The following is a 21939-nucleotide window of genomic DNA, read 5'->3' as shown; positions in this document are numbered from 1 at the left end:
GAGGGAGGTAAAATGAAGGTCAAGACCAAAATTGCCATCAGCGCCAATGAATGGGAAACGAGGGTGGCGGTGTTTGAAAATGACCGACTGGTGGAATTTTATGTTGAACGTGCCGAACAGCAGAACCTTGTAGGTAGGATTTACAAAGGAAGGGTAGAAAATGTTGTAAAGGGTTTGCGGGGGGCGTTTGTGAACATCGGTCTGCGCAAGAACGGTTTTCTGCCCTTGACCGAGATTCCGGAGTTTGACACCCTGGAAGGGGATGAAATTGATGAACTGGAGAAGGGGAAGGTTCAGCCCCGGACAATTACCCTGCGGGAAGGAGAAGAGATTCTTGTTCAGGTGGTTAAGGACCCGTTTGCGGAGAAGGGTGCACGGTTGACATCGTTCGTTTCGATTCCGGGGCGGTTTTTAGTTTACTTTCCCAATGCCCAGCGCATCGGGATATCACGGCGGATTGCCGACCGGCGGGAGCGCGCCCGGTTGCGGGATGTGGTACGGCAGTTTAAAAGTCCGCATGCGGGATTGATCATCCGCACCGCAGCGGCAGAGGCGTCGAGCGATGACCTTAAACTGGAGTACCAGGAGCTGGAGCGGGTCTGGGAAGAGGTCCGGTCTAAGGCGGAGAAAGCCCGTTCGCCCGCCGTTCTGTATGAGGAGCCGTCAATCGCAATCAAAGTGGTGCGGGACCTTTTGAATGAGAATGTCGAGAAGATTACCGTTGATAATGAAGCGGTTTATAAACAGCTGGGCGAATACCTTATGCGTCTGGCGCCCCGTTTTCGACGCCGGCTGGAGTTTTATCGGGGTGACACCCCGTTATTTGAGTACACCGGTGCCGAAGCGGAGCTGGCAGGGCTGTTTCAGAAACGGGTCTGGCTGAAGTCCGGCGGGTTTATTACCATTGACCAAACCGAGGCGATGGTGGTTATCGATGTCAACACCGGCCGTTCCGCCCAGGAGGAGGACCCGGAGAAGTTGATATTTGAAACCAACCTTGAGGCAGCAGCGGAAATTGCCCGCCAGATAAGGCTTCGGGACCTCGCCGGGCTGATTATTATTGACTTTATTGATATGGAGGACCAGAAGAACACCGAACGGGTAGTTCAAGAGTTAAAGGCACACCTTTCCAATGACCGGGCAAAGGCGGACTTTTCCAAGATGAGCCGTTTTGGGTTATTGGAGATGACCCGCGAAAGAACCCGTCCGGGAATGATGTATCTGTTGTGCGAGACTTGCCCGACCTGTAATGGCACGGGCCGGGTGCGCTCCCGCGCTGATGTCGCAATGCAGGTTGAGCGGATGATAATCAACCGATTGCCCAAACTCCGGGGCCGGCGCGTGCGAATTCTGGCGGCACCATCCCTTGCCGAATTTCTTACCACCGAGTGGTATGAGCGTCTGGCTGAGTTTGCCCGACGGTATGAACTGGCGATAGATGTGAAAACCGACTATCAACTGGCACCAACGGAATTTAAGTTGCTGGCAGAGTCGGTTTAATCGAGAACTTCAAACAACTTCCAGCGGCTCGTTCTTCCCTGCACGAGACGGATACTCGTTTTCGGCCGGTGCAGAAATTGGGCAAGGGCGGCAATCACCGCCTGGTTCGCCTTGTCTTCTACCGGTGCGGCACGGACCGCAATGGTCAAGGTGCCATCGGGGTTACGAGTTACCGACTCTTTCCGGCTTTTGGGTTTGACAAAGACACGCAGGTGCAAAAGGTTAACCCGCCTGTGCCAATCGCCGTGCCGTAGCGCTCAAGTCGGTTTTGAAACGGTCTTTGAGTTCCTGCCGCTTGCCCGCATTCCAGCCCGACACCCTTGAAAAGTAGCCGGTCACCCGGGTGATGTAGTCAACATCAGAGGAGTGGCAGTAAGGACAGGTGTCAGCGATGCCGCGGCTGGTGCGGTGGCATCGGCTACAGGTAGTGAATTCGGGCGAGAAGGCGATTTGCGCGTTCCTGGTATTGTGATAGGTTTTGAGAACAAAGTTCGCAATTGACTCTTTCGGTGGCCGGGAGTCGGCAAGCCACACATGGGTGAGGGCGCCGGCTTCAATCATGTCGTGGAACTTACCTTCCAGGTAGACACGGTCAATGGGATCAATGGGAAGTGAGACATTCAGGTAAGTGGAGTTGGTGTAGTAAATTGAGCCGGAGCTGATATCACCTTTTACCACTCGCTGTGCCTGTTCCGGGTAGAACTCAAGGTCCAGTTTAGCAAGCCGGTAGGCGGTTGACTCAGCAGGTGTTTGTTCAATCACCAGCCGGATGTTGTTCTCTTTTGCCAGACGCTGGCACTCAAGGTTGAGAAAGGCAATCACCTTGAGACCGAATTTTAACGCCGCTTCACTTTCGTGCAGTTCCTGTCCTAGGTGGTATTGCACCATTTCGTTTAATCCCAGGACCCCGACCAAAAAAGTCGCCCGATGGAGTCGGAGATAAGGCTCGCCGTCCGGGTCCATTGTTAAAAGTGCCAGTGGTCCCTCTGATTTTAAAGACAACAGTTTTTCGAGGAATGTCTTTTTTTCCAGGTGTGCCCGCACCACCATCTCCAATCGTTGACGGAGCAGCGAGAACAGGGTAGCATCGTCATGATTGGCTAAAAACGCCACCCGGGGCAAATTCAGCGTCACATTCTGCAGGGCACAGTAGCGCATCTTCCAGGGTGTTCTGGCATCATTCAGGTCGTTTTCGTCCAGGCGGAAACTGAGCCGGCAACATTCGCTAACCTTTGCGGTTTTACCCCGGTCAAATACGAAATAGGTGTTGCCCTTTTCCGCCGCTACATCGGAAATATGGTAGAGAAAGTCGAGAGCGCCTTCGGTTTTGAAGAAGTTGTCTGTAAGATGCACCAGCGGCTTGGGAAAGAAGAATGGTCGGCCCGAACCGTCACCATCAAGGTAGACATCGAATATCGCCCGAACAAAACGCTGTGCCTCGGGCAGATAGTCCCGGTATTTTTTGCCAGTATAATTTCCTCCGGGACCGATGGCGTCAACATCGGCAAAGTGCGGTGGAATTTCCCAGTAAAGGTTTATGTCGGAAAAGATTGCCTGTCCGCCCCGGGCGACATTCTGCTGGGAGTATTCAAACACCAGCATCTGGGCAAGTTGATGGATGTCTTTATCGCTCATTCCGACCAAAAACGGAGCGAAGAATATGTTGACCGCATCCCAGCCAATGGCACCGGCAAAGTGGCCCTGAAGCGCGGCTGAGAATTTCACCATATGGGCGAGTAGCGTTTCGGGGTGACGAGCCGGTTTTGCCATCGATAAGGCGTTGGGGAGATTAAGACCAAACTTCTTTACATATTCGAGCGACTGGCCCGAGCAGTAGGGCCGATTTATAAATCCCAAATCGTGGAGATGAATGTCACCCCAGGTGTGGGCATCGGCAATATCCGGGTCAAACACCGAGGAGAGAGCGAACTGTTTCAGGGTCCATTCGGCGAGGGTCATATTCGTCGCTTCGGGGTTGTGAGGGGTGTTGGCATTCTCGCGGTTTTTGTAAAGGATGAGGTTCTCGACATCATTCAGCGGTACGCCAAGTCGGGTGTGACGGCGCCGATGGTCCTCAAGGCCATGCTCAACCAGTTTGGCATTGACCAGTTCCCGCACGAGGCTCGAGGTCACACGGCGGACATTTGAGGCGATGATAATCTCTTCAACTTCGCGGGCGATTTCTTCGGCGGTGTCCGGGTCGAGGCTCGCTTCGCGGACCAGGGCGCGACTAATTCGGGTTCGGTCCCACTGTCGGATAGTGTCGTCCGAAGACCGGACGAAAAGAGCAAACTCTGTAGTATCCCGATTTACCCCAACCCGGGGTTTAAGCATTGCGGCATGCCTTCGCCGAGCCTGAGCACGCTTTTCTCGATAAATGATGTAGGCTTTGGCGGTTTGCGCGTGTCCATGTTCAATCAACACCTTTTCAACCGCATCGCCAATCTCATCTACGGTTGGAATATGGGGACCGCGCTGTTCATAAAGGAAGTTTACCACCTTTTCGGCAAGTTCGCGGGCACGTGTGTAATCTTCGCCACCTACTGACCTTGCCGCTTTAAAAATTGCGGCGGCAATCTTTTCAATATTGAAATCCACCAAGTCTCCAGACCGTTTTTGTACCTTTCGGAATGGATAGGGTGACGGTCCAGTGGCATCTGGCGGATTGTCAACTTTCTTGCGAGCCCGTTTTACCGGTTTTCCCACACTGCACTCCTTTCTTGAGATTTTTTAACTCCTCCACAAACTGTTCAGGACTATTAAATTGCCGGTAGACCGAGGCAAAACGGACATACGCTACCGGGTCAATTGATAGTAACTGCTCAAGTACCAGTTCTCCGAGTTCCGTGGAACTGACTTCCACCCGACTGTCTGCGGTTAGTTTTGTTTCAACTGCGTCGATGAGCTTTTCAATATCGGTTCGGCTTACGGGCCGTTTACGGCAGGCGAGCAAAATACCATTCAGCAGTTTTTGCCGGTCATAAGGTTCGCGGCGTCCGTCGCGTTTCACAACCATCAATGGCATCTGTTCAACATACTCATATGTGGTAAATCTTTTACCGCAATGCGCGCACTCCCGGCGACGCCTAATAGCAGTTCCGTCTTGAGAAGGGCGGGAGTCAAGAACCCGGTCTTCAACACTTTCGCAAAAAGGGCACTTCATATAGTGATGGTTCTAAATATAATACTATATATAGCAGTGTCAATGAAAATGTAAATTTAGTGTTAATTTTATAACTATTTTTAAAATAGTAAATTACATTAACACTGCCGAATAAATCGGCGGTGAATTTTTAGTGCAGTTGTAAAGGTGGGTTTTAGGGTTTTTACCCTGATTTATCCACATTTTATCCACAGGTTATCAACATTTTCAGGGGTGTTGAAAATGGTCATAGCCGTGCAGTGGCAATGGGGTAATGGTGCCTTTTTGTTCGAGGTAAACGCCGGTTCCGGTTTCTACTCTCCCAATAATAGTGATTGGTGTGTTGTCGATGCGGGATGGCGGCTTTGTATTTGTTGTGAAGAGCAGTTCATAATCTTCGCCGGCAGTAAGACAGAAGCGAACAGTGTCAATACCAAGTTTTTTTGTGAGCGCCCGGGTAACAGGATGAATCGGGATAAGTTCAGGCTGGATGACGATACGCACCCGGCTCATCTCAGCGATGTGCCGGGCATCGGTGGCGATGCCGTCTGATGTATCAATCAGGGCGTTTATCCTGCGCCGTAGGCGTGTCATCACTTTGATTCGGGGTAAGGGGCATAAGTGGCGGACTGTCGCTCGCTGGTACCGCGACGCGGTTTTACCTTGAGCAAGGAGTAGCCGACCGGTTTCAGACAATCCGGCAAAACCGGTGATGCAGAGAAAGTCTTTGGGTTTGGCGGCAGCACGTAATAGAGGTCTTGAGGTTTTGCCCAGTGCGGTTAATGTCAGAACCGGTTGGTCAAATGCGATGATGTCCCCGCCCACAATCTCACAGTTTAATCTGTTGCAAACAAAGTCTAACCCTTTATAAAGCTGTCGTAATTCATCGACCGGCATATTACTCGGGAGTGCCAGAGCAACCAGCAGGGCAATGGGTTGAGCACCCATCGCCACCACATCGGAAAGGCAGGCACAGGCACAATGTGTCCCAACATCACGATAACTCATATAAGAAAGGTCAAAGTGAACACCCTGGGCATAACTGTCGGTTGTGACTACTGTTTGGCCATCCTTTAAGACGCAGGCGTCATCACCGATACCAATCAAAACTTTATTTCTCTTTTTTACTGTTTGACCGATGAGTTCGATTATTTTTGCCTCTCCTAAATGATTAATCCGCATAGGCAATATTATATTATTATGGGGAAATAGTTGCAAGGATGGGAGAAACGGTTCCCGGTTCGTTTTGGCTTTTCAGACAGGCATCAAAACAGCACCCTTATTCTCCGTGATAGCATTTTTCTTGGAGATAATTGTTACATTCACTTTATTTTCGAAATGTTGTGGAGTTAATAACAGGCGAAATTTCTGGTAGATAGGAAGATATGTTCGGTTTTGATAGGGGAATGAATTTTATGTGAAAGTTTTTCTTGACAAGCGGTTTTAAATTTATAACTTTATTTTCTTGACGATATACTTCTTACCAAACGAAAGGCGCGTCAACTGGCTCGCCCGACTTGCGGGCGGGTACAACCTGTTCATTCCGGTTAAGGCTGGTAATGGAGTACACTGGCAGCGGTTTGAAAAAGAACAGGTTGATTTAGATGCTCTGGCGTTAAAGGAGATTCGTGCGGCCGAGCCGATAAAATCTTTCCTTTTCAGCCCTCGGGAACGGGTTGCTCTCTTTCCCGAACCACTCGAGGAGCCGGCTGATGGAAAGCCGGCTCTTCTTTTTGGAGTGAAGGGGTGCGACCTGAGAGGTTTGGCGGTTCATCAAAAGATGTTCCTGGAGGGTGAGTTTGCGGACCCATTTTATTCTAAACGATTAAAAGAGACGGTTCTTATCGGGGCAGATTGTCCTGAGCCCAAAGACAGTTGCTTCTGTAATCTTGTTGGGCTGAAGCCTTATACGGTTGATGGGGTGGATTTAGTCCTCAGTGTAATTGATGAGGGTTGGCTTGTTGAGGTTGTGTCGGAAAGAGGGGCAAAGCTGATTGAGGGCGAAAATTGGCAACCTGCGGCTGAGAGGCAGATTAGCAAGCGGGATGCGCAAAGGCAGCAGGCAGAAGGTGTGTTACAGCAGCGCAATCCTAAACCGCTGAATCCAAATTTACCACAGGTGATTGCTGAAAGAACCAACGATGAAAAGTTCTGGGCGGAAGCAGCAAAGGATTGCGTCGAATGTTTTGGCTGTCTGATGACCTGTCCGACCTGTTTCTGTTTCTTACTGTACGACCAGGCAAAAGGTGATAAAGTGGAGCGCACCAAAGTTTGGGATGCCTGTTATATGGCGATGTATGCTCGAGTTGGGGGCGGTGCAAATCCCCGGGCAAAGTTCATTAAACGGTTTATAAACCGGTTTCACTGCAAGTTTATGCATGGAAAGAATCAACACGGGTTTTACTTCTGCTCGGGCTGTGGCAGATGCTTTACCGCTTGTATGGGTAAGATAGATATCAGGAATATTATAGGACGCTTATGAACAATCCATACCAGCCAATTCCTACCAAAATTTTGGATGTTATTGAGGAAACGCCCAATATCCGGACTTTTGTTTTGAAGCCCGAAAAGGAGATACCGTTTCTTGCCGGGCAGTTTGTTGAGTTGACCATACCCGGCTTTGGTGAGGCGCCGTTCACACCGTCTTCGTCCCATTTCGAGCGCGAGGTTCTTGAGATGACGATAATGCGGGTTGGTCGAGCGACCGGTGCGCTTTTTACCAAGAAGCCCGGAGATCTGCTTGGCATTCGGGGACCTTATGGCAAACCGTATCCGCTAAAAGAGTTTGAGGGCAGGGATATTTACATCGTGGGCGGCGGCGTTGGTCTGGCACCTTTGCGGGCGCTGTTTCTTGCACTGGTTCATGAAATAAATAAGTATGGTAGAATTTTCCTTCGTTACGGTGCCCGGACACCGAAAGACATTGTCTATAAGAAGCAGTTGAAGGAGTGGGAGAAGATAAAGAAGGTGGATATCGACCTTTCGGTAGACAGCGCTGATGAACCCTGGGAAAGGAAGGTTGGGGTTGTGACCTGCCTGATGGACGAAATACCCTGCGATGTGAAAAAGAGCGTTGCGGTCGTATGCGGTCCGCCGATAATGATGAAGTTTGTAACCAAGAAACTGCTTGATGCCGGTTTTCCGGGAAAGTCAATTTATCTTTCGATGGAAATGAATATGTCCTGTGGCTTGGGTCAGTGCGGACACTGTCGGCTTGGTCCCTATTTCACCTGCAAAGATGGACCGGTTCTGACCTGGGAACAGATAAAGGACATTGAGGAGCCTTTCCTGTGATGAACGAGATTAAGCGTTCGACCTGCGTAATGTGCCGTAATGGTTGTCAGCTGGGAATTGTGTTTGATGGGTATCAGTATCGAATGGAGTATTTGGCTGATGTGGCGCCAAACAATGGGCGAACCTGTCCCCGTGGTAACAGCGCTAATGTCGTAATTGACCATCCCAAGCGGCTCGGTTATCCGCTACTTGATGGCAAAGAAATCACCTGGGAAAAGGCGTTTGCGTTAATGAAAAACTGGCATCAGATGGTGAAGCCTGAGGAGATTGCGGTTGTTTACAGCCGGGGTGCGGGTGCAGCTGATATCGGGCTGGTGCGTGGTTTTGCCGCGGCGCTGGGAACAGACAATCTCGTTTGTGGTTATCTGGAGCCGGAAAATGCGTTCCGGTATCGGCTCGCTGGTGTCAAACCGGCAACAGTTGATGATGTGACAGCAAGCCGGGCGACCCTGCTTGTGGGCGATGTGTTCAGCACATCACCGGTGGCAGCGAAGGGGATAATTGAAGCCCGTTATGCGGATAAACAAAGCCGGATGGTGGTGATTGACTCAATAAAAATCCGGCAGGCAGGTTTTGCGCACATATTCATTCAACCCAAACCCGGCACCGAGTTTTTGGTACTTGCGGGCATTGCCGGACTTATCGACCCAAAGTTGAAGGTTGATATTGATGGGGTTGCAACCAGAACTGGGGTGCCGCGCAAACAGATGGAAGAGGCGGCAAAGATTTTGAAGCCCGGGGTTAATGGTCTGGTTGCCTGTGCGGCAACTGCCGGGCGGATAACCGAACCTTACTGGCACTCAATCTGTGCTCAGATTTTAGCGTTAAAGGCGGAGAAGCCTTTTGTTGGTTTTGGTGAGGCGCTGGTACCGGATGGGAAGATGGGGTTCGGAAAGTTTAAAGAGGCGGTGGGCGCAGGGAGAATTAAACTTCTCTTCTGGTTCGGTGGGCTACATCCTTACAGTTATTCTGAGTTGTTCCCGGAGTTAAATCAAGTGCAGTTCCGGGTGGCAACGAGCATATTCCGGCCGACAACACCGCTCCCCGGTTTGGTACTGCCGGTGCCCAGTGAATTTGAAAAGGCGGGCAGGGGCGAAAGTGTCTGGGGTGAGGTGAAATTCGAACCGCTGGCGAATCCGGTCAGTGGTACCAGGACGCTGGCGGACATTGTTAGCCAGTTTGGTACGGTGAAGGAGATGGCTGGTGAATTTTACCAGCCTGTAAAACTGGAAGAGGTGATGGCACAACTTCCTCAAGCGCTAAGTAAACATCTGGGTGCCGCGGCCGCAACCGAAGGGAATCTTTACTGGCTTCTGGGCAGAAAAGAGGCGATTGGTGTGGGCGGTTTCTTTGAACCCGAGGACGAGGTTATATTACATCCAGCCGATGCCGAGAAACTTGCGGTTCGGGAAGACGATTTTGTTAGGGTGAAAAGTAAAACCGGTGAGCGTCAATTCCGCGTCAGGGTTCTGCCGGTAGTTTCACCTGGGACCGCAAGCGTCGGAGTCAATGTTCATCAAAACCGGGCGCTGTTTCCGGTCGAAGTTGACGCCGGAACGGGCGAGGCTAAAATTCCGCCAGCAAAGGTCGAGATATGGCGAGTGTCGGCGTAAAGATTAAGAAGCGATTGGTCGTTCGTCTGGACTACTGCATTGGTTGTCGCGCCTGCGAAGCGGCGTGCCGGAGTCGGTTTAAAGGTGAAGCGCGCATTCGTTATGCGCCGGTAGGTGAGACGGTTTTCATACCCCTGCCCTGCCGGCATTGCGCCGAGCCTTTATGTGCTGCGGCGTGCCCGTTTGATGTGATAAAGAAGGATGAAGAGAACGGGATTGTATATCAGTCCAGTGTTCACTGTGTTGGTTGCAAATCGTGCATCCTTGCCTGTCCTTTCGGGGTTCTGGACAAGGATTTGTTGCGCCGGATTGCGCAGAAGTGCAACCTTTGTGAGGACCGGGAAGCTGGACCAAGGTGTGCGGCTTCCTGTCCCACCGGTGCGTTACAGTTTGTTGATGAAGAGGAGATGAAAGAGTTGATGGTTGGGAAGCGGGTGCTTTCCCGGTTGCCATTCTGGAGGCGGGTGTGAGTTCATTTTTGTCGGGATGGCGTCTGGTGATAGCGTTTATCGGTACCCTGATTGTTGTACCGGTTGCCGGACTGATTTTGAACTGGGTTGACCGGTTTGTTTCGGCGCGGGTGCAGTGGCGGAAAGGTCCGCCCTTTTATCAGCCATTTGCCGACATCCTGAAACTGCTATTAAAACAGACCATAGTTCCTCAGGGTGCTTCGCGTACGGTGTTTCTACTGTCGCCCCTGGTGGGCATAGCCGGGATGAGTCTGGTGGCGCTGCTTCTTTTCTTCAGCAACACGGGCTTGGTCGTAGCGCAGAAAACATCGTTTATCGGTGATATCATTGTGCTTTTATACCTCCTGGCACTGGTTCCGCTCAGTTTTATCGTGGGCGCCTCGGCATCACGCAACCCGGTTGCCGCGGTAGGTGCGTCCCGCGAGATGACATTATATCTTGGTTACGAACTGCCCTTTGTACTGGCGCTTCTCGTGCCGATTGTTAAGGTGGCACAGCGCTGGGATGTGGCGAGTGCTTTAAGAATTGGCGGACTGGTAGCCTATCAACAACAGTATGGGCCATTTTTGTATTCGGTTTCCGGTGTGATTGCGGCGGTGATTATCCTGTTTACGATTCAGGCAAAACTGGGTTATGTACCATTTGACATTCCTGAGGCGGAACAGGAGATAATGTCCGGGGTTCTGGTGGAGTATTCAGGTGCGCCCCTTGCGGCATTTCGCATCACCCGGGCGATGATGTTTGTCCTGCTGCCACTTCTCTTAATCACCGTGTTGTGGGGTGGTATTACCGATTGGTGGGCAATTTTGAAGTTTCTCTTGATTGTGGTTCTGGTGGTGTTGATGAAGAACACCAACCCCCGGCTCAGGATTGACCAGGCGCTCGGGTTTTTCTGGTTCATTCTGGCTCCATTGGGTATAATTGCGGTGGTATTAGCATTTATTGGCTTATGAAAGACTTAAGACTCTGGGGACTTAAAAAATCACCTTGGGTTTACCATGTGGCGGCGGCGTCGTGCAACAACTGTGACATTGAGATACTGGAACTTTTGACACCACGCTACGATGTTGAACGGTTCGGGGTTGTTTTGGTAGGCTCGCCCCGGCATGCGGATGCGTTACTTGTTACCGGGGTCATCAATCGGAAATCTTTACCCCGGGTGCTTGAGGTTTACGAACAGACGCCCAAGCCCTGCCTGGTGATTGCGATTGGTACCTGTGCGTGTAACTGTCACATCTTCCGGAACTCGTACAATGCGGTTGGACCGTATGACAAACACATCCCGGTTCATGCCTACATTCCGGGCTGTCCACCAAAACCCGAGGCGATGATAATGGGTGTGGTAAAGGCGTTGAGTAAACTATGAGCGAATCACTGAAACTGTTTCAGGAGCGGTTTCCCGATACCATGGTGTTTGAGAAAAATCCGCGGCGTTTGTACCTGACAATTCTGCGGGAAAAACTGACTGCGGCGGCAAGGTTTCTCCACGAAGAGCGGGGGATGAGGCTTTCAATCGCCACCGGTATCGACACTCGGGACGGGTTTGAGGTGTTGTACCACTTTTCGGAAGACACAACCGGTATCATTTATACAATAAAGGTGTTTGCGCCCAAAGACGACCCACGGATTGAGGCTCAGGGCAGCTGGTTTCCTGCGGCGCAATGGATTGAGCGCGAGATGCACGAACTTTTAGGGATTGAGTTCATTGGCCACCCGAACCCGGCACCGCTTCTCACTTCGGACACCGATTGGGAACCGGACCGCTTCCCATTGCGCCGGGATTATGAACGGAGGAGTGAAGCCCATGAGCGGTGAGCAAAAGCAGCGGCGTATTGTCCCAATTGGTCCCTATCATCCATTGCAGGAGGAGCCGGAGTTTTTCAAACTGATTGTGGAAGGCGAGACGGTGGTGGACCTGGAGATTCACCTTGGCTACAACCATCGGGGTCATGAGTTTATTTCACCGGAGTTGACCTATGAGCAGGTGCCGTTTCTCGTGGAAAGAATTTGCGGCATCTGTTCCAATTCGCACCCCTTAGCAGCGGTGCTGGCGATTGAAGACTGTGCCGGGATTAAACCGCCACCCCGGGCAAACTACATCCGTAGCATCATCCATGAACTGGAGCGGATTCACTCGCACTTACTCTGGGTTGGTCTTGCGGGCCATTTCATCGGATACAACACGGTCTGGATGTGGGCGTGGCGTTACCGGGAGCACATCCTTGAGGTTTTTGAGATGATTACCGGTAACCGGAACCACTACGCTGCTAATAAACCGGGTGGTGTGCGCTGGGACATCAAGCCGGAGCAGATTCCCCAGATTGAGGCGGTGCTTGATGTGGTGGAAAAGAAGACGATGATGCTTACCAAGGCGGTGCTTGACGACCCGGTGATTCGTGCCCGATTAGAAGGGGTGGGGATTCTGACAAAAGAGCAGGCGCTGCACTGGTCGGTTGTTGGACCAACCGCACGCGCTTCTGGCGTGGATATTGATGTTCGGCGCGACGACCCCCATGCCGCTTATGACCAGGTGCCCTGGAATGTGATTGTTTTGCCTGAAGGCGATGTGTTTGCCAAGGCAAAGGTGCGGCTTCTGGAGATATTTGAGTCGGTTAAAATCATTCGTGGCTGTCTGAAGAATTTGCCGGATGGACCGATTGATATCAGGATTGATGAGGTTCCGCCTGGTGAAGGGATTGGCAGAACCGAGGCACCACGGGGTGAGGTGTTCCACTACATCCGTTCGGACGGTTCGAACCGGCCCTTGCGCCATAAGATTCGGGCACCAAGTTATATGAACATCGCTTCCAATGTGGTGGCGGTTCGGGGTGGTTCAATTGCGGATGCGGCGCTCACCCTGGCAGCGGTTGACCCCTGTTACTGTTGCACCGAACGGATGGCGGCGTTTGAGAACGGTAAACTGAAATTTACCGGTAATGAGTTGTTGCGGCTTTCCTGGGAAAAAACCGAGAAAATAAGGGAGCGATTCAAATGAACTTCGGTTCCTGGACCAGTTACTCAACCGGACCGATTGAGGTGTTTCTCTCTCTGGTGTTCGGTTTTATCGGGCTGATGACGCTTTTGTATTCGTTTGCCCGGGTGCGCGGCAGTAGAGGGCAAATCGCTGAGTACTACATATTTTTCCTTGTGCTTTCAGGTGCGGCACTGGGTGTGGTGTTTGCGGGTAACCTTCTCTTATTGTATGTGTTCTGGGAACTGGCAACTGTGGCGCTCTGGCGGCTGGTGAGTTATTTCCGTAAGGAGGAGAGTATTTTTGCCGGTGCTTGGGCGCTGTACTTAAACTTTGTTGCAGCCGCGGTGATGCTTCTTGGTCTTATTTTGATACAACTTGAGCAGGGGACACTGGACCTTGCCGCGCTGGCAGGAAAACCGTTGCCCCTGTTTCCTGCGATACTTATCCTGATTGGTATTGTTGCCAAATCCGCAACTCTGCCGCTTTACATCTGGTTACCCCGGGCTTATCAACAGGCACCAGCCGCGGTTTGCGCCCTGCTTTCAGGTGTGGCAGAAAATCTGGGACTGGTTCTGTTCTTGAAACTTTATGTGTTGACAATGCAGGTGCCAAAACCGCTTTTCCTCGCGGTAGCGATTGTTGCGGTTGCGTCGAGTTTAATTGCAGGCGGCGTAGCGTTGACGACCAAGACCATTCGCGAGACCCTGGCGTACTCAACCGTGGGTCAGATGGGTTTTGTTTTACTCGGATTAGCCAGTGCTGGTTATTACGGTTTGATGGGAGCGATGCTTTACATTATGGCGCATGCCATTGCCAAGTCGGGAATCTTTTTCGCGGCCGGTGTGGTTGAAGATGTGAGCGGGTCTGGAGACCTGTCCCGGCTGGGTGGTTTTGCCCGCAACTCGCCGGTGCTTGCCGGTGCCACTGCGGTGCTGGTGCTTTCGGTGATGGGGTTACCACCGACCTTAGGGTTTTTTGCCAAACTGGGTGTGGTTCTTGGTGAGGTGCGCAGTTCAATCCTGCTCGGCATTGGCGCCCTGGTAGCGGCGCTGTTCACCATTCTTTATTTGAGCCGGTTCTATTCCCGGATATTTTTGGGTGCAAACCCGAATGGTTATGGCAAGGTTCCGGGTTTTGTGGTATTTCTCGTAGTAGTGATGGCGATTGGAACGGTTTTAGCCGGCATCCTGTGGTTTATGCCGGTGCGGTTTCTCGAAGCGGGGTTTAGCGGTTTAGGGATGACAATGTTAGGCGGAGGCTGGTAATGTTGGCTCATTCTTTTGTGTTAATCATCGTTGCGCCGATAGCGGCGGGAGTATTAGGCTATCTGGTTGGCAGGTTGCGCAATGAGTTCAGTTTTATCGGTGTCCTTGCTTCACTTTACTACGCCATCCGGTTGTTTTTAGTTCGGGGTAGCGAGCAGGTTTTAAAGATTGGAGAGGTTGCCGGGGTTCAGATTGCTTTGCGTCTTGACCAGTTGTCCGGTTTTGTCCTCCTGTTTGTCAGTGTCTTTACCGCGCTCATCGTATTTTACTCCTTCCGCTATATGCGAGGCCGGGAAGGAACCAGGGGTTATTACCTCTACTGCCTTTTGATTCTCGGTTTTGCCAACGGAGTTGTGTTGAGCGCCAACCTTGCGGTCCTGTTCTTCTTCTGGGGCGCCCTGCTCTTTGTCCTGTATGGCATTCTTTTGATTGGCAAAGGCGACACCTTCCTTACCGCGCGCAAGGCGCTGGTTATCGTCGGACTGTCCGACTTTGCGATGCTTTTAGGTGTGGTCCTTTTATTGACCAGAACATTCATTGCGGGTGGCTGGATTGACCTGGCGCCCAAGGTGCCGCTACCGCTTTACGACCCGATAATAATCGCCGGATTTTTGCTTGTAACAGCGGGTGCCCTTGCCAAAGCCGGGGCGATGCCTTTGCACACCTGGATTCCGCAGGCAGCTGAGACCGCACCGGCACCGGTGATGGCGCTGATACCGGCATCACTGGACAAACTCCTCGGGATTTACCTTTTGACCCGGCTCTGCGTCTCGATGTTTGACATCTCAAGCAATATGGTTTTGCGCAACTCATTGATGGCGATTGGCGCTTTGACGATTATCGCGGCGGTGATGATGGCGCTGGTTCAGAAGCGGATGATGAAACTACTGGCATTTCACGCGGTCTCCCAGGTTGGTTATATGGTTTTGGGAATTGGTACCGGGATTCCGGTTGGTATTGCGGGTGGTCTTTTCCATATGCTCAACAATGCGATATACAAGACCGGACTTTTCCTGGCGGGTGGTTCGGTAGAACACTGGGCAAAGACCGATGAACTGGAAAAACTGGGTGGTGTGGCAAAGCAGATGCCCTTGACCTTTATTTCGTTCTTTATCTGTGCTCTGGCGATTGCCGGTGTGCCACCGCTCAACGGGTTTTTCTCAAAGTGGATGGTTTATCAGGGGGTCTTATCAATTGGCAGTGAAGGCAACCGGCTGTTTCCCATCTTCCTGGTGGCGGCGATGCTGGGCAGTGTTTTGACGCTGGCGTCGTTTTTGAAGATGCTCCATGCGCTGTTCTTTGGTCAGCGTCCGGCAAATCTGGAACGGGTGCGCGAGGTGAGTATGACGATGTGGTTGCCACCTTTCCTGTTGGCACTTGCCTGTGTGGTTTTCGGCGTGTTTGCCTACCAGTTGCCGCTGGTCGGGCTGATTTTACCCGGGCTCGGGTTTTACGATGTAACACTTTACGGCGCCTGGAGTCCGATTCCGGCAACCCTGTTACTATTTGCCGCGCTCGGTTTTGGCGCCATTTTGTACCTTTTCGGTACTGCAGCCCGACCGGTGCCGGGAAAGACCTTTGTCGGTGGCGAGAAGATTGCTGATGAAGAGGAGAGCCGGGTGCCCGGAACCGCATTTTACTCATCGGTGAAGCATATGCCTTTAATTGGCGAGATGCTCGTCTTTGGCGAACGGGGTGCTTTTGACTTTTACAACTGGCTGGTGGGAATCTTCAAGGTGGTTGGTTCTGGTCTGCGCGAAGGTGTGGACCGGGTACTTGAGGCGCTGGCAGAGTTCATTGGTAAACTGGTCTACTACTTCGGACTCGGTCTGTCGAAGATTCATACCGGTAATCTACCGCTGTACCTCTCCTGGGTATTTTTAGGCGCGGTGATATTCTATTTACTGCTGTTTTTGAGGTAAAAGATGGTTGAACTTTACATTCTTTTAGGTGTGATGCTGGCAGCGGCGCTGGTTGCCAGCGAGACCAAGAATCTGCTGGCGGCAGCGGTGGCGCTGGGTTTGGTCGGGTTCAGCGTTGCGATTATGTTCATTTTAGTCCAGGCGCCCGACCTGGCGATTGTTCAGATTGTGGTTGAGACCTTAACGGTTGTGTTATTTACTGCGGTGATTCTGCGCACGACTGAGATTGATACCACGGCAAGCGGCGGTTTAAAGATGGAGACTGCAATGTTCATCGCCGCATTTCTTGCCTTTGGCGGGCTATTCCTTTCGCTCATCATCGGTGTGTTCCGGGAGTTACCCGTCTTTGGTCAGCCCCTGATGCGGCTTGCGACCGACTACATCCAGTTTGGACTGGAACGGACCGGAGCGGCGAACATCGTTGCGGCAATCATTCTGGACTTCCGGGGTTATGACACCTTAGGTGAGGCAACGGTCTTGTTCACTGCGGTGGTTGGTGTATTGACGGTGATGCGATTTGTCACCAAGAAAAAACCGGGGGGAAGTTAGTATGCGCGGGATGTCTTTGATTGTTCAGGTAATGGCAGGACTGCTCGCCGGAATGCTATTCCTCTACGGTGGCTACATAATCCTCCATGGTCATTTAACGCCCGGCGGCGGATTTGCCGGTGGAGTTTTGGTTGCCGCGGCGTTGATTCTTATTTCGCTGTCATTTGGTTCGGTGGAGCAGGTAGAACGACGGCGCTATATCCTTTCCTCGGTGTTTGAAAGTTTGGGCGGTGTTTTCTTCCTTGCGCTGGCGCTCGCCGGCTACTTTGCTGCGGACATCTTTTTCCGCAATACGGGTGTGTTTTATTTAGGCAAGCCCCTGCAACTGGTTTCTGGTGGTTTGATTCCTCTGGCAAACATCGCTATTGGGATGAAGGTTGGCGCCGGTCTCTTTGCCATCTTTCTGGCGCTGGGCGCCTCAAGGTTTGTGATGAAGGAGTAGAGATGATACCCTATATCGCCTGCGTCCTTTTGTTTCTCATCGGTCTCTATGTCGTGGTGTCAAAGCGCAACCTGATTAAAATTGTGATTGGCTTCTGTTTGATTGAGTATGCGGTCAATCTCTTCTTTGCCTTGGTCGGGTTTAAAAAGGGTGCTTTGCCGCCGATTATCACCAGTGCCGACCAGTTACGGCTCGGTGTTGCCCGCAACTTTGTTGACCCGGTACCCCAGGCGCTGGTGTTAACCGCAATCGTCATCGGACTGTCAACCACCGCTTTGATGCTCTCACTTGCGCTCCGTCTCTATGAGAAACACAAGACCTTTGATGTTTCGGAATTCCGAAAGTTGAAAGGATAAGAGCCGATGGAGTCAAGGTTTTTACCACTGTTTATCGCGGTGCCTTTAGCGGGCGCCTTTCTCGTGCCCTTACTGTCAAAACTGTGGTCCCGTTTTGCCGATTTGATTGCTGGTATCGCCAGTGCCGCGCTTCTCGTTATTTCGGTCTACACCTGGCTAATTTTGAAAGCGGGTGGACTGCCGCTGCACTACTGGGTTGGTGGCTGGAAGGTAATTGGCATCGCGATGTGGTTTGACGCCCTGACCGCACTCGTTGTTCTGGTGATTAACATCGTGGGTTTCTGTGCCATGCTTTATTCCATTCGGTATCTGGACCGCTACACCACGGGCCGCTGGAAGTTTTACACCCTGTTCTTGCTCCTTGTTGCCGGTTTGAATGGGCTGGCGATATCTGGTGACCTGTTCAATATGTTTGTCTTCATTGAGATTTCTGCCATTGCCAGTTATGCGCTGGTGGCGTTTGGCACCGAAGAGGAAGAGGTTGAGGCGGCGTTCAAATATATGGTACTGGGTGAAGTGGGTGGGGCGGTGCTCCTCTTTGGCATTGCACTACTCTACGCCCACGCTTCAACTTTGAATCTGGCAACCCTATCTCAGACACTGGCAACTACCGGTAAAACGCCCTTTTACTGGTTTGCAATTGCCACCCTGTTAATCGGATTTGCCATCAAGATGGGTATGGAACCGTTCCACGCCTGGTTGGCTGATGCCCACTTCTCAGCACCGGCACCCATCTCGGCGATGCTTTCCGGTGTGTTTATCAAGGTCACCGGTGTTTACGGAATGTGCCGTTTGATGTTCAATGTGTTCGGTGTTTCCCGGGCAGAAACTCCGGCGTTCTTCAACCTGCTCATCGCCTTTGGTGCAGTCTCAATGGTACTGGGTGGACTTTTAGCCTACTCCCAGAACGACTACAAACGGCTCCTTGCCTACTCCAGTATCAGCCAGATTGGTTATATCCTTGTTGCGCTCGGCATCGGCAACTACTGGGGGTTTGTCGGTGCGCTGTTTCACATCCTTGCCCACGCCTTAGGCAAGGGTACTTTGTTCTTAGCCAGTGGTTCGGTTGAGATGCAGGCGGGCACAAGGGAACTTGACCATCTGAAAGGGCTGGAGCGGTCAATGCCCTTCACATCCTGGGCGCACATTCTTGGCTCATTCTCAATGGCAGGAGTGCCGCCTTTTGCCGGATTCTTCTCCAAGTTGTTCATCATCATCGGTGCGATTGCCGCCCGGATGTACTGGCTAGCGTTCCTTGCCGCGCTCTTCTCCGCGGTGACTTTGAGTTATTTAACAAAGGTTGTCAACACCGCCTTCTTTGTGAAAAAGAACGAAGAGCCCACCCGGGCAAAAGAGTCACCGGCGACGATGGTTCTGGCGATGGTTCTTCTGGTCGTTTTAATCCTCGTTGTTGGCATAGGTTTTCAGGGCGTTCTGGACCATCTCGTTGGTCCGGCGGCAAAGGTGCTTTTGAACGGGCTTGACTATGCCCGATTGATGCTCGGAGGATAAGATGGCAAAGCGCATTGCTTACTTCATTGCCGGACTTATCGTCTGGGTACTATTAAGCTGGACCCTGCACTATCAGGAGGTCCTTGCCGGTGTTGCGGTATCGGCGATTACCGCGGGTATGTTCGGTGGTTATCTACCCCTGAAGGCAGGAAAACTTTTGAATCCGGTGCGCTGGTTCTGGCTTATTGCGTATATCCCGGTGTTTATCTGGCAGTGTCTCAAGGCGAACATTGATGTTGCCCTGCGCGTCCTTTCCCCGGGAATGAACTTAAAACCGGGAATTGTTAAGATTAAGACCAACTTGAAGAGCGACATCGCCCGGGTGTTTTTAGCAAACTCAATCACAATGACCCCGGGTACACTCACAGTGGAAATTAAGGACGACTACCTCTACATTCACTGGATTGAAGTGCGCAGTGACGACCCGGAAGAGTGCGCCCGGATGATTAAAGGACCGTTTGAGTTTTTCCTCGCGCGGATATTTGATTAAGGAGGCTTGAGCGATGATACCGATTATCGTTTTAATTCCGGCAGCGCTCTTCTGCCTGTATCGGGCGCTTCAGGGTCCATCAATTGCCGACCGGGCGATTGCGGTTGATATGATGGGTGTTGTGTTCTCGGCGATTACCGCCTTGGTTGCGCTTCAGTACCGGCTGAGTTACCTTCTGGACATCTCAATTGCGCTTGCGGTCATCTCATTTATCGGCGCGCTGGCGCTGGCAAAGTATCTCGAAGGAAGGAGTCTTGATGATTAGCGCACTGGCACTGATTTCGCTCTGGCTCGGCGTGATTTTCGTGCTTCTGGGCGCACTTGGGCTGGCACGGTTTCCGGACATCTACAACCGTATGCAGGCAGCAACCAAGTGCGTTACCCTTGGGGTTTGCGGTATTATGCTCGGTGTTTTCCTGAAGACCGGTTTCTCGGCGCTCGGCATCAAGGCGCTCATCTGTGCCCTTTTCATTTTGGTCACGGTTCCGGTTTCCAGTCACGCGCTGGCACGCGGCTCCTTAATCGCCGGGGTAAAACTGTGGAAGGGTACGGTCAAGGACAAGTTTACCGAAGACCGTGGTGGCAAATCAATCATTGAGGAAGAAAAATGAGGATTCCATTACCAAAACTGCGGGAACTAATTGAAGCGGTGCGGGCGGTGGTTAAAGGTCCGTTTACCACCCAGTTTCCGAAAAAGGTTGATTCGGTTCATCCCAACTTCCGGGGGATTTTGAAATTCCGGGAAGAGAACTGCATCTGCTGTGGCGCCTGTGTTCAGGTCTGCCCGACCGACGCCCGCGAGATTGTCACCGACCTTGCGAAGGGTGTAAAGCGGAACATCCACCATGCGGACCGTTGCATCTACTGTGCCCAGTGCGTTCTGCACTGCCCGAACGATGCGATTTACCACACACCGGAGTTTGACCTTTCCCGGACCGAACGGGGTGGCTGGGAAACATCGGTTGAAAAGGAACTGGTTTACTGTGAAATCTGTGGTGAACCGTTTGCCACCCGGGCACACCTTTTATGGATTGCCCATCGGGTTGGCGATTTGGTCAACTCCAACCCGACCCTGTTTTTGACCCTTTACCAGTCGCTGGGTGTTGCCGCGCCGCAGGAAGCGCCTGCCGGTGCGGTTCCTTACCGTTCTGGCACATTAAGGGTGCTCTGTCCGGACTGTCGGCGCAAGACCTATATGAACGAAGAGTGGGGTTATTAAAAACCCTGACTCAAACACTCTTCTCCTGAACGGTTCTTAACTGTATAAACCGTAAGTATTTACGGAGTTCTACCGGTGTTATAGGGTTGATATGAAGTTGGAACGGGCTTGCCACCGCACTCTTGGACATAACATCTAAGGCACAGCCGGTAATAAAGGTTTAATGGATGTTTAAAAGCGGGGATGATTTTAAAGGGTTTACTTTTAGGGATGGGGTGATAAAAAGGTTTTGGGGCGTAACTTTATAAATTATCAATAAGATAGCGCCGAAATGCGCCCCTCTAACTTCTGCTCTATCAAACTTCTGCGCTATTGCATAATGGGTCAGCAAGGGCGAGTCAGGGGTAATCCCCAGAACTGTACCCGGACTATCGGGTGGGTCGTGTTTTGTCACTTTTTGGTGATTTTTCGTATATAATATAACTGCATACAAGAGCAGAGATTATCTTAGTCCGTTTTTATTGACATAAGGTTATTTTGTTCTAACATTCTTCAGATATTGATGTTATGGGTTTGAGAGCCTTATATCTTTTGCGATTAATTTTTGCGGTTTGGGTAACCTTCAACTTTGTTTTCTCCGCCACCCCTAATATTAAAAACGGACCACAGGCCGGTCTTCTTGAATATAGGGGTTTTGCCAAAACATCGCTTGGACAACCTGCTGACGGTGCTATATATCAAGTAAGAGCCACAAAAATTCCACCAGACATAACAAGAACAATATCACCAGACACCGGGGGTCTTTATAGTATTGACGCTTCAGAAATAGGGCAATTTAATGTCGGAGATACAATCATAGCTCATTTGTATAATGGTTACAGACCACAAGATAGTTCAAACACGGTTCATGTTGTTACACCAGAAGACACATTAGAGTTATGGCAATATCTTCCACAAATCTATTGTGACAGTTCTCTTGTTCCAAATAGAGCATATGCAATTTCTATAAGGAATGTTTTTTCTCCCGTTAATACAAGAAAGTTTGTAGAGTTCTATTTAAGAAAAGACCCCTATAATAGAGACACGGTCTTTGGTCCGCAATACAATTCAGCAGACACATTTCACTTTAATTTAGAGCATTTACCTCAGCCAGCAAACGATGGCGATACGGTTTATATGCACATCGGTCTTTTTAATATAGTTGGTAATGACACCATATTCAATGACACCATTTACCTTGACACCTTTGCG

General features: G+C 51.2%; 24 protein-coding genes. 20 read left to right on the top strand and 4 right to left on the bottom strand.

The annotated features are described in order from the left end of the window. The first annotated feature begins 12 nt into the window (after nt 1-12). A complete protein-coding gene (locus HPY86_06720) occupies nt 13-1500 on the top strand; it encodes an Rne/Rng family ribonuclease (GenBank protein NPV14608.1) in 1488 nt (495 codons plus the stop codon). Here HPY86_06720 and HPY86_06715 read toward each other — a convergent pair. From HPY86_06715 to thiL, 4 genes are all read right to left on the bottom strand, one after another. Continuing rightward, nucleotides 1497-1718, bottom strand: a complete 222-nt coding sequence (locus HPY86_06715) for a DUF167 domain-containing protein (GenBank protein NPV14607.1) — start codon at nt 1716-1718, stop codon at nt 1497-1499. The two genes, HPY86_06720 and HPY86_06715, sit on opposite strands and share 4 nt — an antisense overlap. Before the next feature lie 4 nt (nt 1719-1722). Further along, nucleotides 1723-4206: an anaerobic ribonucleoside-triphosphate reductase gene (gene nrdD / locus HPY86_06710; protein NPV14606.1), complete on the bottom strand. Its 2484-nt coding sequence runs from the start codon at nt 4204-4206 to the stop codon at nt 1723-1725. Further along, complete coding sequence (gene nrdR, locus HPY86_06705) at nt 4169-4663, bottom strand: transcriptional repressor NrdR (protein ID NPV14605.1); 495 nt, start codon at nt 4661-4663, stop codon at nt 4169-4171. The genes nrdD and nrdR overlap by 38 nt, the downstream gene beginning before the upstream one ends. 207 nt (nt 4664-4870) lie before the next feature. After that, nucleotides 4871-5824, bottom strand: coding sequence for a thiamine-phosphate kinase (gene thiL / locus HPY86_06700; GenBank protein ID NPV14604.1), 954 nt, complete (start codon nt 5822-5824; stop codon nt 4871-4873). 283 nt (nt 5825-6107) lie between these two features. Here thiL and HPY86_06695 point away from each other — a divergent pair, with 283 nt between their 5' ends. From HPY86_06695 to HPY86_06605, 19 genes are all read left to right on the top strand, one after another. Further along, on the top strand, nt 6108-7124 hold the full coding sequence (locus HPY86_06695; protein ID NPV14603.1) for a 4Fe-4S dicluster domain-containing protein: 1017 nt from the start codon (nt 6108-6110) through the stop codon (nt 7122-7124). Continuing rightward, the gene (locus HPY86_06690) at nt 7121-7936 is read left to right on the top strand and encodes an FAD/NAD(P)-binding protein (protein ID NPV14602.1); all 816 of its coding nucleotides are present in this window, start codon (nt 7121-7123) and stop codon (nt 7934-7936) included. Before HPY86_06695 ends, HPY86_06690 begins: the two co-directional genes overlap by 4 nt. After that, a complete protein-coding gene (locus tag HPY86_06685; GenBank protein ID NPV14601.1) occupies nt 7936-9549 on the top strand; it encodes a hypothetical protein in 1614 nt (537 codons plus the stop codon). The genes HPY86_06690 and HPY86_06685 overlap by 1 nt, the downstream gene beginning before the upstream one ends. Beyond that, nucleotides 9531-10019: a 4Fe-4S binding protein gene (locus HPY86_06680; GenBank protein NPV14600.1), complete on the top strand. Its 489-nt coding sequence runs from the start codon at nt 9531-9533 to the stop codon at nt 10017-10019. The genes HPY86_06685 and HPY86_06680 overlap by 19 nt, the downstream gene beginning before the upstream one ends. Continuing rightward, entirely contained in the window at nt 10016-10972 is a 957-nt protein-coding gene (locus HPY86_06675; protein ID NPV14599.1) for an NADH-quinone oxidoreductase subunit H, read from the top strand. The genes HPY86_06680 and HPY86_06675 overlap by 4 nt, the downstream gene beginning before the upstream one ends. Next, on the top strand, nt 10969-11385 hold the full coding sequence (gene nuoB, locus HPY86_06670; GenBank protein ID NPV14598.1) for an NADH-quinone oxidoreductase subunit NuoB: 417 nt from the start codon (nt 10969-10971) through the stop codon (nt 11383-11385). Before HPY86_06675 ends, nuoB begins: the two co-directional genes overlap by 4 nt. Next, complete coding sequence (locus HPY86_06665; GenBank protein NPV14597.1) at nt 11382-11834, top strand: NADH-quinone oxidoreductase subunit C; 453 nt, start codon at nt 11382-11384, stop codon at nt 11832-11834. The genes nuoB and HPY86_06665 overlap by 4 nt, the downstream gene beginning before the upstream one ends. Continuing rightward, a complete protein-coding gene (locus HPY86_06660) occupies nt 11824-13014 on the top strand; it encodes an NADH:ubiquinone oxidoreductase (protein ID NPV14596.1) in 1191 nt (396 codons plus the stop codon). The genes HPY86_06665 and HPY86_06660 overlap by 11 nt, the downstream gene beginning before the upstream one ends. Further along, complete coding sequence (locus tag HPY86_06655; GenBank protein ID NPV14595.1) at nt 13011-14258, top strand: hypothetical protein; 1248 nt, start codon at nt 13011-13013, stop codon at nt 14256-14258. Before HPY86_06660 ends, HPY86_06655 begins: the two co-directional genes overlap by 4 nt. Beyond that, complete coding sequence (locus tag HPY86_06650) at nt 14258-16180, top strand: NADH dehydrogenase (GenBank protein NPV14594.1); 1923 nt, start codon at nt 14258-14260, stop codon at nt 16178-16180. The genes HPY86_06655 and HPY86_06650 overlap by 1 nt, the downstream gene beginning before the upstream one ends. 3 nt (nt 16181-16183) lie before the next feature. Further along, complete coding sequence (locus HPY86_06645; protein NPV14593.1) at nt 16184-16729, top strand: DUF4040 domain-containing protein; 546 nt, start codon at nt 16184-16186, stop codon at nt 16727-16729. 1 nt (nt 16730) lies between these two features. Beyond that, nucleotides 16731-17171 carry a cation:proton antiporter gene (locus HPY86_06640; GenBank protein ID NPV14592.1) on the top strand — a complete coding sequence of 147 codons (441 nt, stop codon included), beginning with the start codon at nt 16731-16733 and terminating at the stop codon, nt 17169-17171. A gap of 2 nt (nt 17172-17173) precedes the next feature. After that, entirely contained in the window at nt 17174-17527 is a 354-nt protein-coding gene (locus tag HPY86_06635; GenBank protein NPV14591.1) for a cation:proton antiporter, read from the top strand. 6 nt (nt 17528-17533) lie between these two features. Then, nucleotides 17534-19039 (top strand): NADH/ubiquinone/plastoquinone (complex I), encoded by a 1506-nt coding sequence (locus HPY86_06630; protein ID NPV14590.1) that lies wholly within the window; start codon nt 17534-17536, stop codon nt 19037-19039. A gap of 1 nt (nt 19040) precedes the next feature. Continuing rightward, nucleotides 19041-19529 (top strand): Na+/H+ antiporter subunit E, encoded by a 489-nt coding sequence (locus HPY86_06625; GenBank protein ID NPV14589.1) that lies wholly within the window; start codon nt 19041-19043, stop codon nt 19527-19529. A 13-nt stretch (nt 19530-19542) separates the two neighbouring features. Beyond that, complete coding sequence (locus tag HPY86_06620; protein NPV14588.1) at nt 19543-19794, top strand: cation:proton antiporter; 252 nt, start codon at nt 19543-19545, stop codon at nt 19792-19794. Continuing rightward, on the top strand, nt 19787-20140 hold the full coding sequence (locus HPY86_06615) for a Na+/H+ antiporter subunit G (GenBank protein NPV14587.1): 354 nt from the start codon (nt 19787-19789) through the stop codon (nt 20138-20140). Before HPY86_06620 ends, HPY86_06615 begins: the two co-directional genes overlap by 8 nt. After that, on the top strand, nt 20137-20748 hold the full coding sequence (locus HPY86_06610) for a 4Fe-4S dicluster domain-containing protein (protein NPV14586.1): 612 nt from the start codon (nt 20137-20139) through the stop codon (nt 20746-20748). Before HPY86_06615 ends, HPY86_06610 begins: the two co-directional genes overlap by 4 nt. Before the next feature lie 507 nt (nt 20749-21255). Then, nucleotides 21256-21939 (top strand): hypothetical protein (locus HPY86_06605; GenBank protein NPV14585.1); only part of this gene is annotated, 684 nt, incomplete at its 3' end.

The sequence above is a fragment of the candidate division WOR-3 bacterium genome (genome assembly GCA_013177935.1).
Taxonomy (GTDB): domain Bacteria; phylum Hydrothermota; class Tepidihabitantia; order Tepidihabitantales; family Tepidihabitantaceae; genus Tepidihabitans.
This window is presented reverse-complemented; position numbering and strand designations above follow the sequence as displayed.

What these genes read in the sequence shown, in the direction of transcription:
- HPY86_06720 (NPV14608.1), top strand. Translation starts at nt 13, where the DNA reads ATGAAGGTCAAGACCAAAATTGCCATCAGCGCCAATGAATGGGAAACG.
- nrdR (NPV14605.1), bottom strand. Translation starts at nt 4,663, where the DNA reads ATGAAGTGCCCTTTTTGCGAAAGTGTTGAAGACCGGGTTCTTGACTCC.
- thiL (NPV14604.1), bottom strand. Translation starts at nt 5,824, where the DNA reads ATGCGGATTAATCATTTAGGAGAGGCAAAAATAATCGAACTCATCGGT.
- HPY86_06690 (NPV14602.1), top strand. Translation starts at nt 7,121, where the DNA reads ATGAACAATCCATACCAGCCAATTCCTACCAAAATTTTGGATGTTATT.
- HPY86_06685 (NPV14601.1), top strand. Translation starts at nt 7,936, where the DNA reads ATGAACGAGATTAAGCGTTCGACCTGCGTAATGTGCCGTAATGGTTGT.
- HPY86_06680 (NPV14600.1), top strand. Translation starts at nt 9,531, where the DNA reads ATGGCGAGTGTCGGCGTAAAGATTAAGAAGCGATTGGTCGTTCGTCTG.
- nuoB (NPV14598.1), top strand. Translation starts at nt 10,969, where the DNA reads ATGAAAGACTTAAGACTCTGGGGACTTAAAAAATCACCTTGGGTTTAC.
- HPY86_06665 (NPV14597.1), top strand. Translation starts at nt 11,382, where the DNA reads ATGAGCGAATCACTGAAACTGTTTCAGGAGCGGTTTCCCGATACCATG.
- HPY86_06660 (NPV14596.1), top strand. Translation starts at nt 11,824, where the DNA reads ATGAGCGGTGAGCAAAAGCAGCGGCGTATTGTCCCAATTGGTCCCTAT.
- HPY86_06655 (NPV14595.1), top strand. Translation starts at nt 13,011, where the DNA reads ATGAACTTCGGTTCCTGGACCAGTTACTCAACCGGACCGATTGAGGTG.
- HPY86_06650 (NPV14594.1), top strand. Translation starts at nt 14,258, where the DNA reads ATGTTGGCTCATTCTTTTGTGTTAATCATCGTTGCGCCGATAGCGGCG.
- HPY86_06645 (NPV14593.1), top strand. Translation starts at nt 16,184, where the DNA reads ATGGTTGAACTTTACATTCTTTTAGGTGTGATGCTGGCAGCGGCGCTG.
- HPY86_06640 (NPV14592.1), top strand. Translation starts at nt 16,731, where the DNA reads ATGCGCGGGATGTCTTTGATTGTTCAGGTAATGGCAGGACTGCTCGCC.
- HPY86_06635 (NPV14591.1), top strand. Translation starts at nt 17,174, where the DNA reads ATGATACCCTATATCGCCTGCGTCCTTTTGTTTCTCATCGGTCTCTAT.
- HPY86_06630 (NPV14590.1), top strand. Translation starts at nt 17,534, where the DNA reads ATGGAGTCAAGGTTTTTACCACTGTTTATCGCGGTGCCTTTAGCGGGC.
- HPY86_06625 (NPV14589.1), top strand. Translation starts at nt 19,041, where the DNA reads ATGGCAAAGCGCATTGCTTACTTCATTGCCGGACTTATCGTCTGGGTA.
- HPY86_06620 (NPV14588.1), top strand. Translation starts at nt 19,543, where the DNA reads ATGATACCGATTATCGTTTTAATTCCGGCAGCGCTCTTCTGCCTGTAT.
- HPY86_06615 (NPV14587.1), top strand. Translation starts at nt 19,787, where the DNA reads ATGATTAGCGCACTGGCACTGATTTCGCTCTGGCTCGGCGTGATTTTC.
- HPY86_06610 (NPV14586.1), top strand. Translation starts at nt 20,137, where the DNA reads ATGAGGATTCCATTACCAAAACTGCGGGAACTAATTGAAGCGGTGCGG.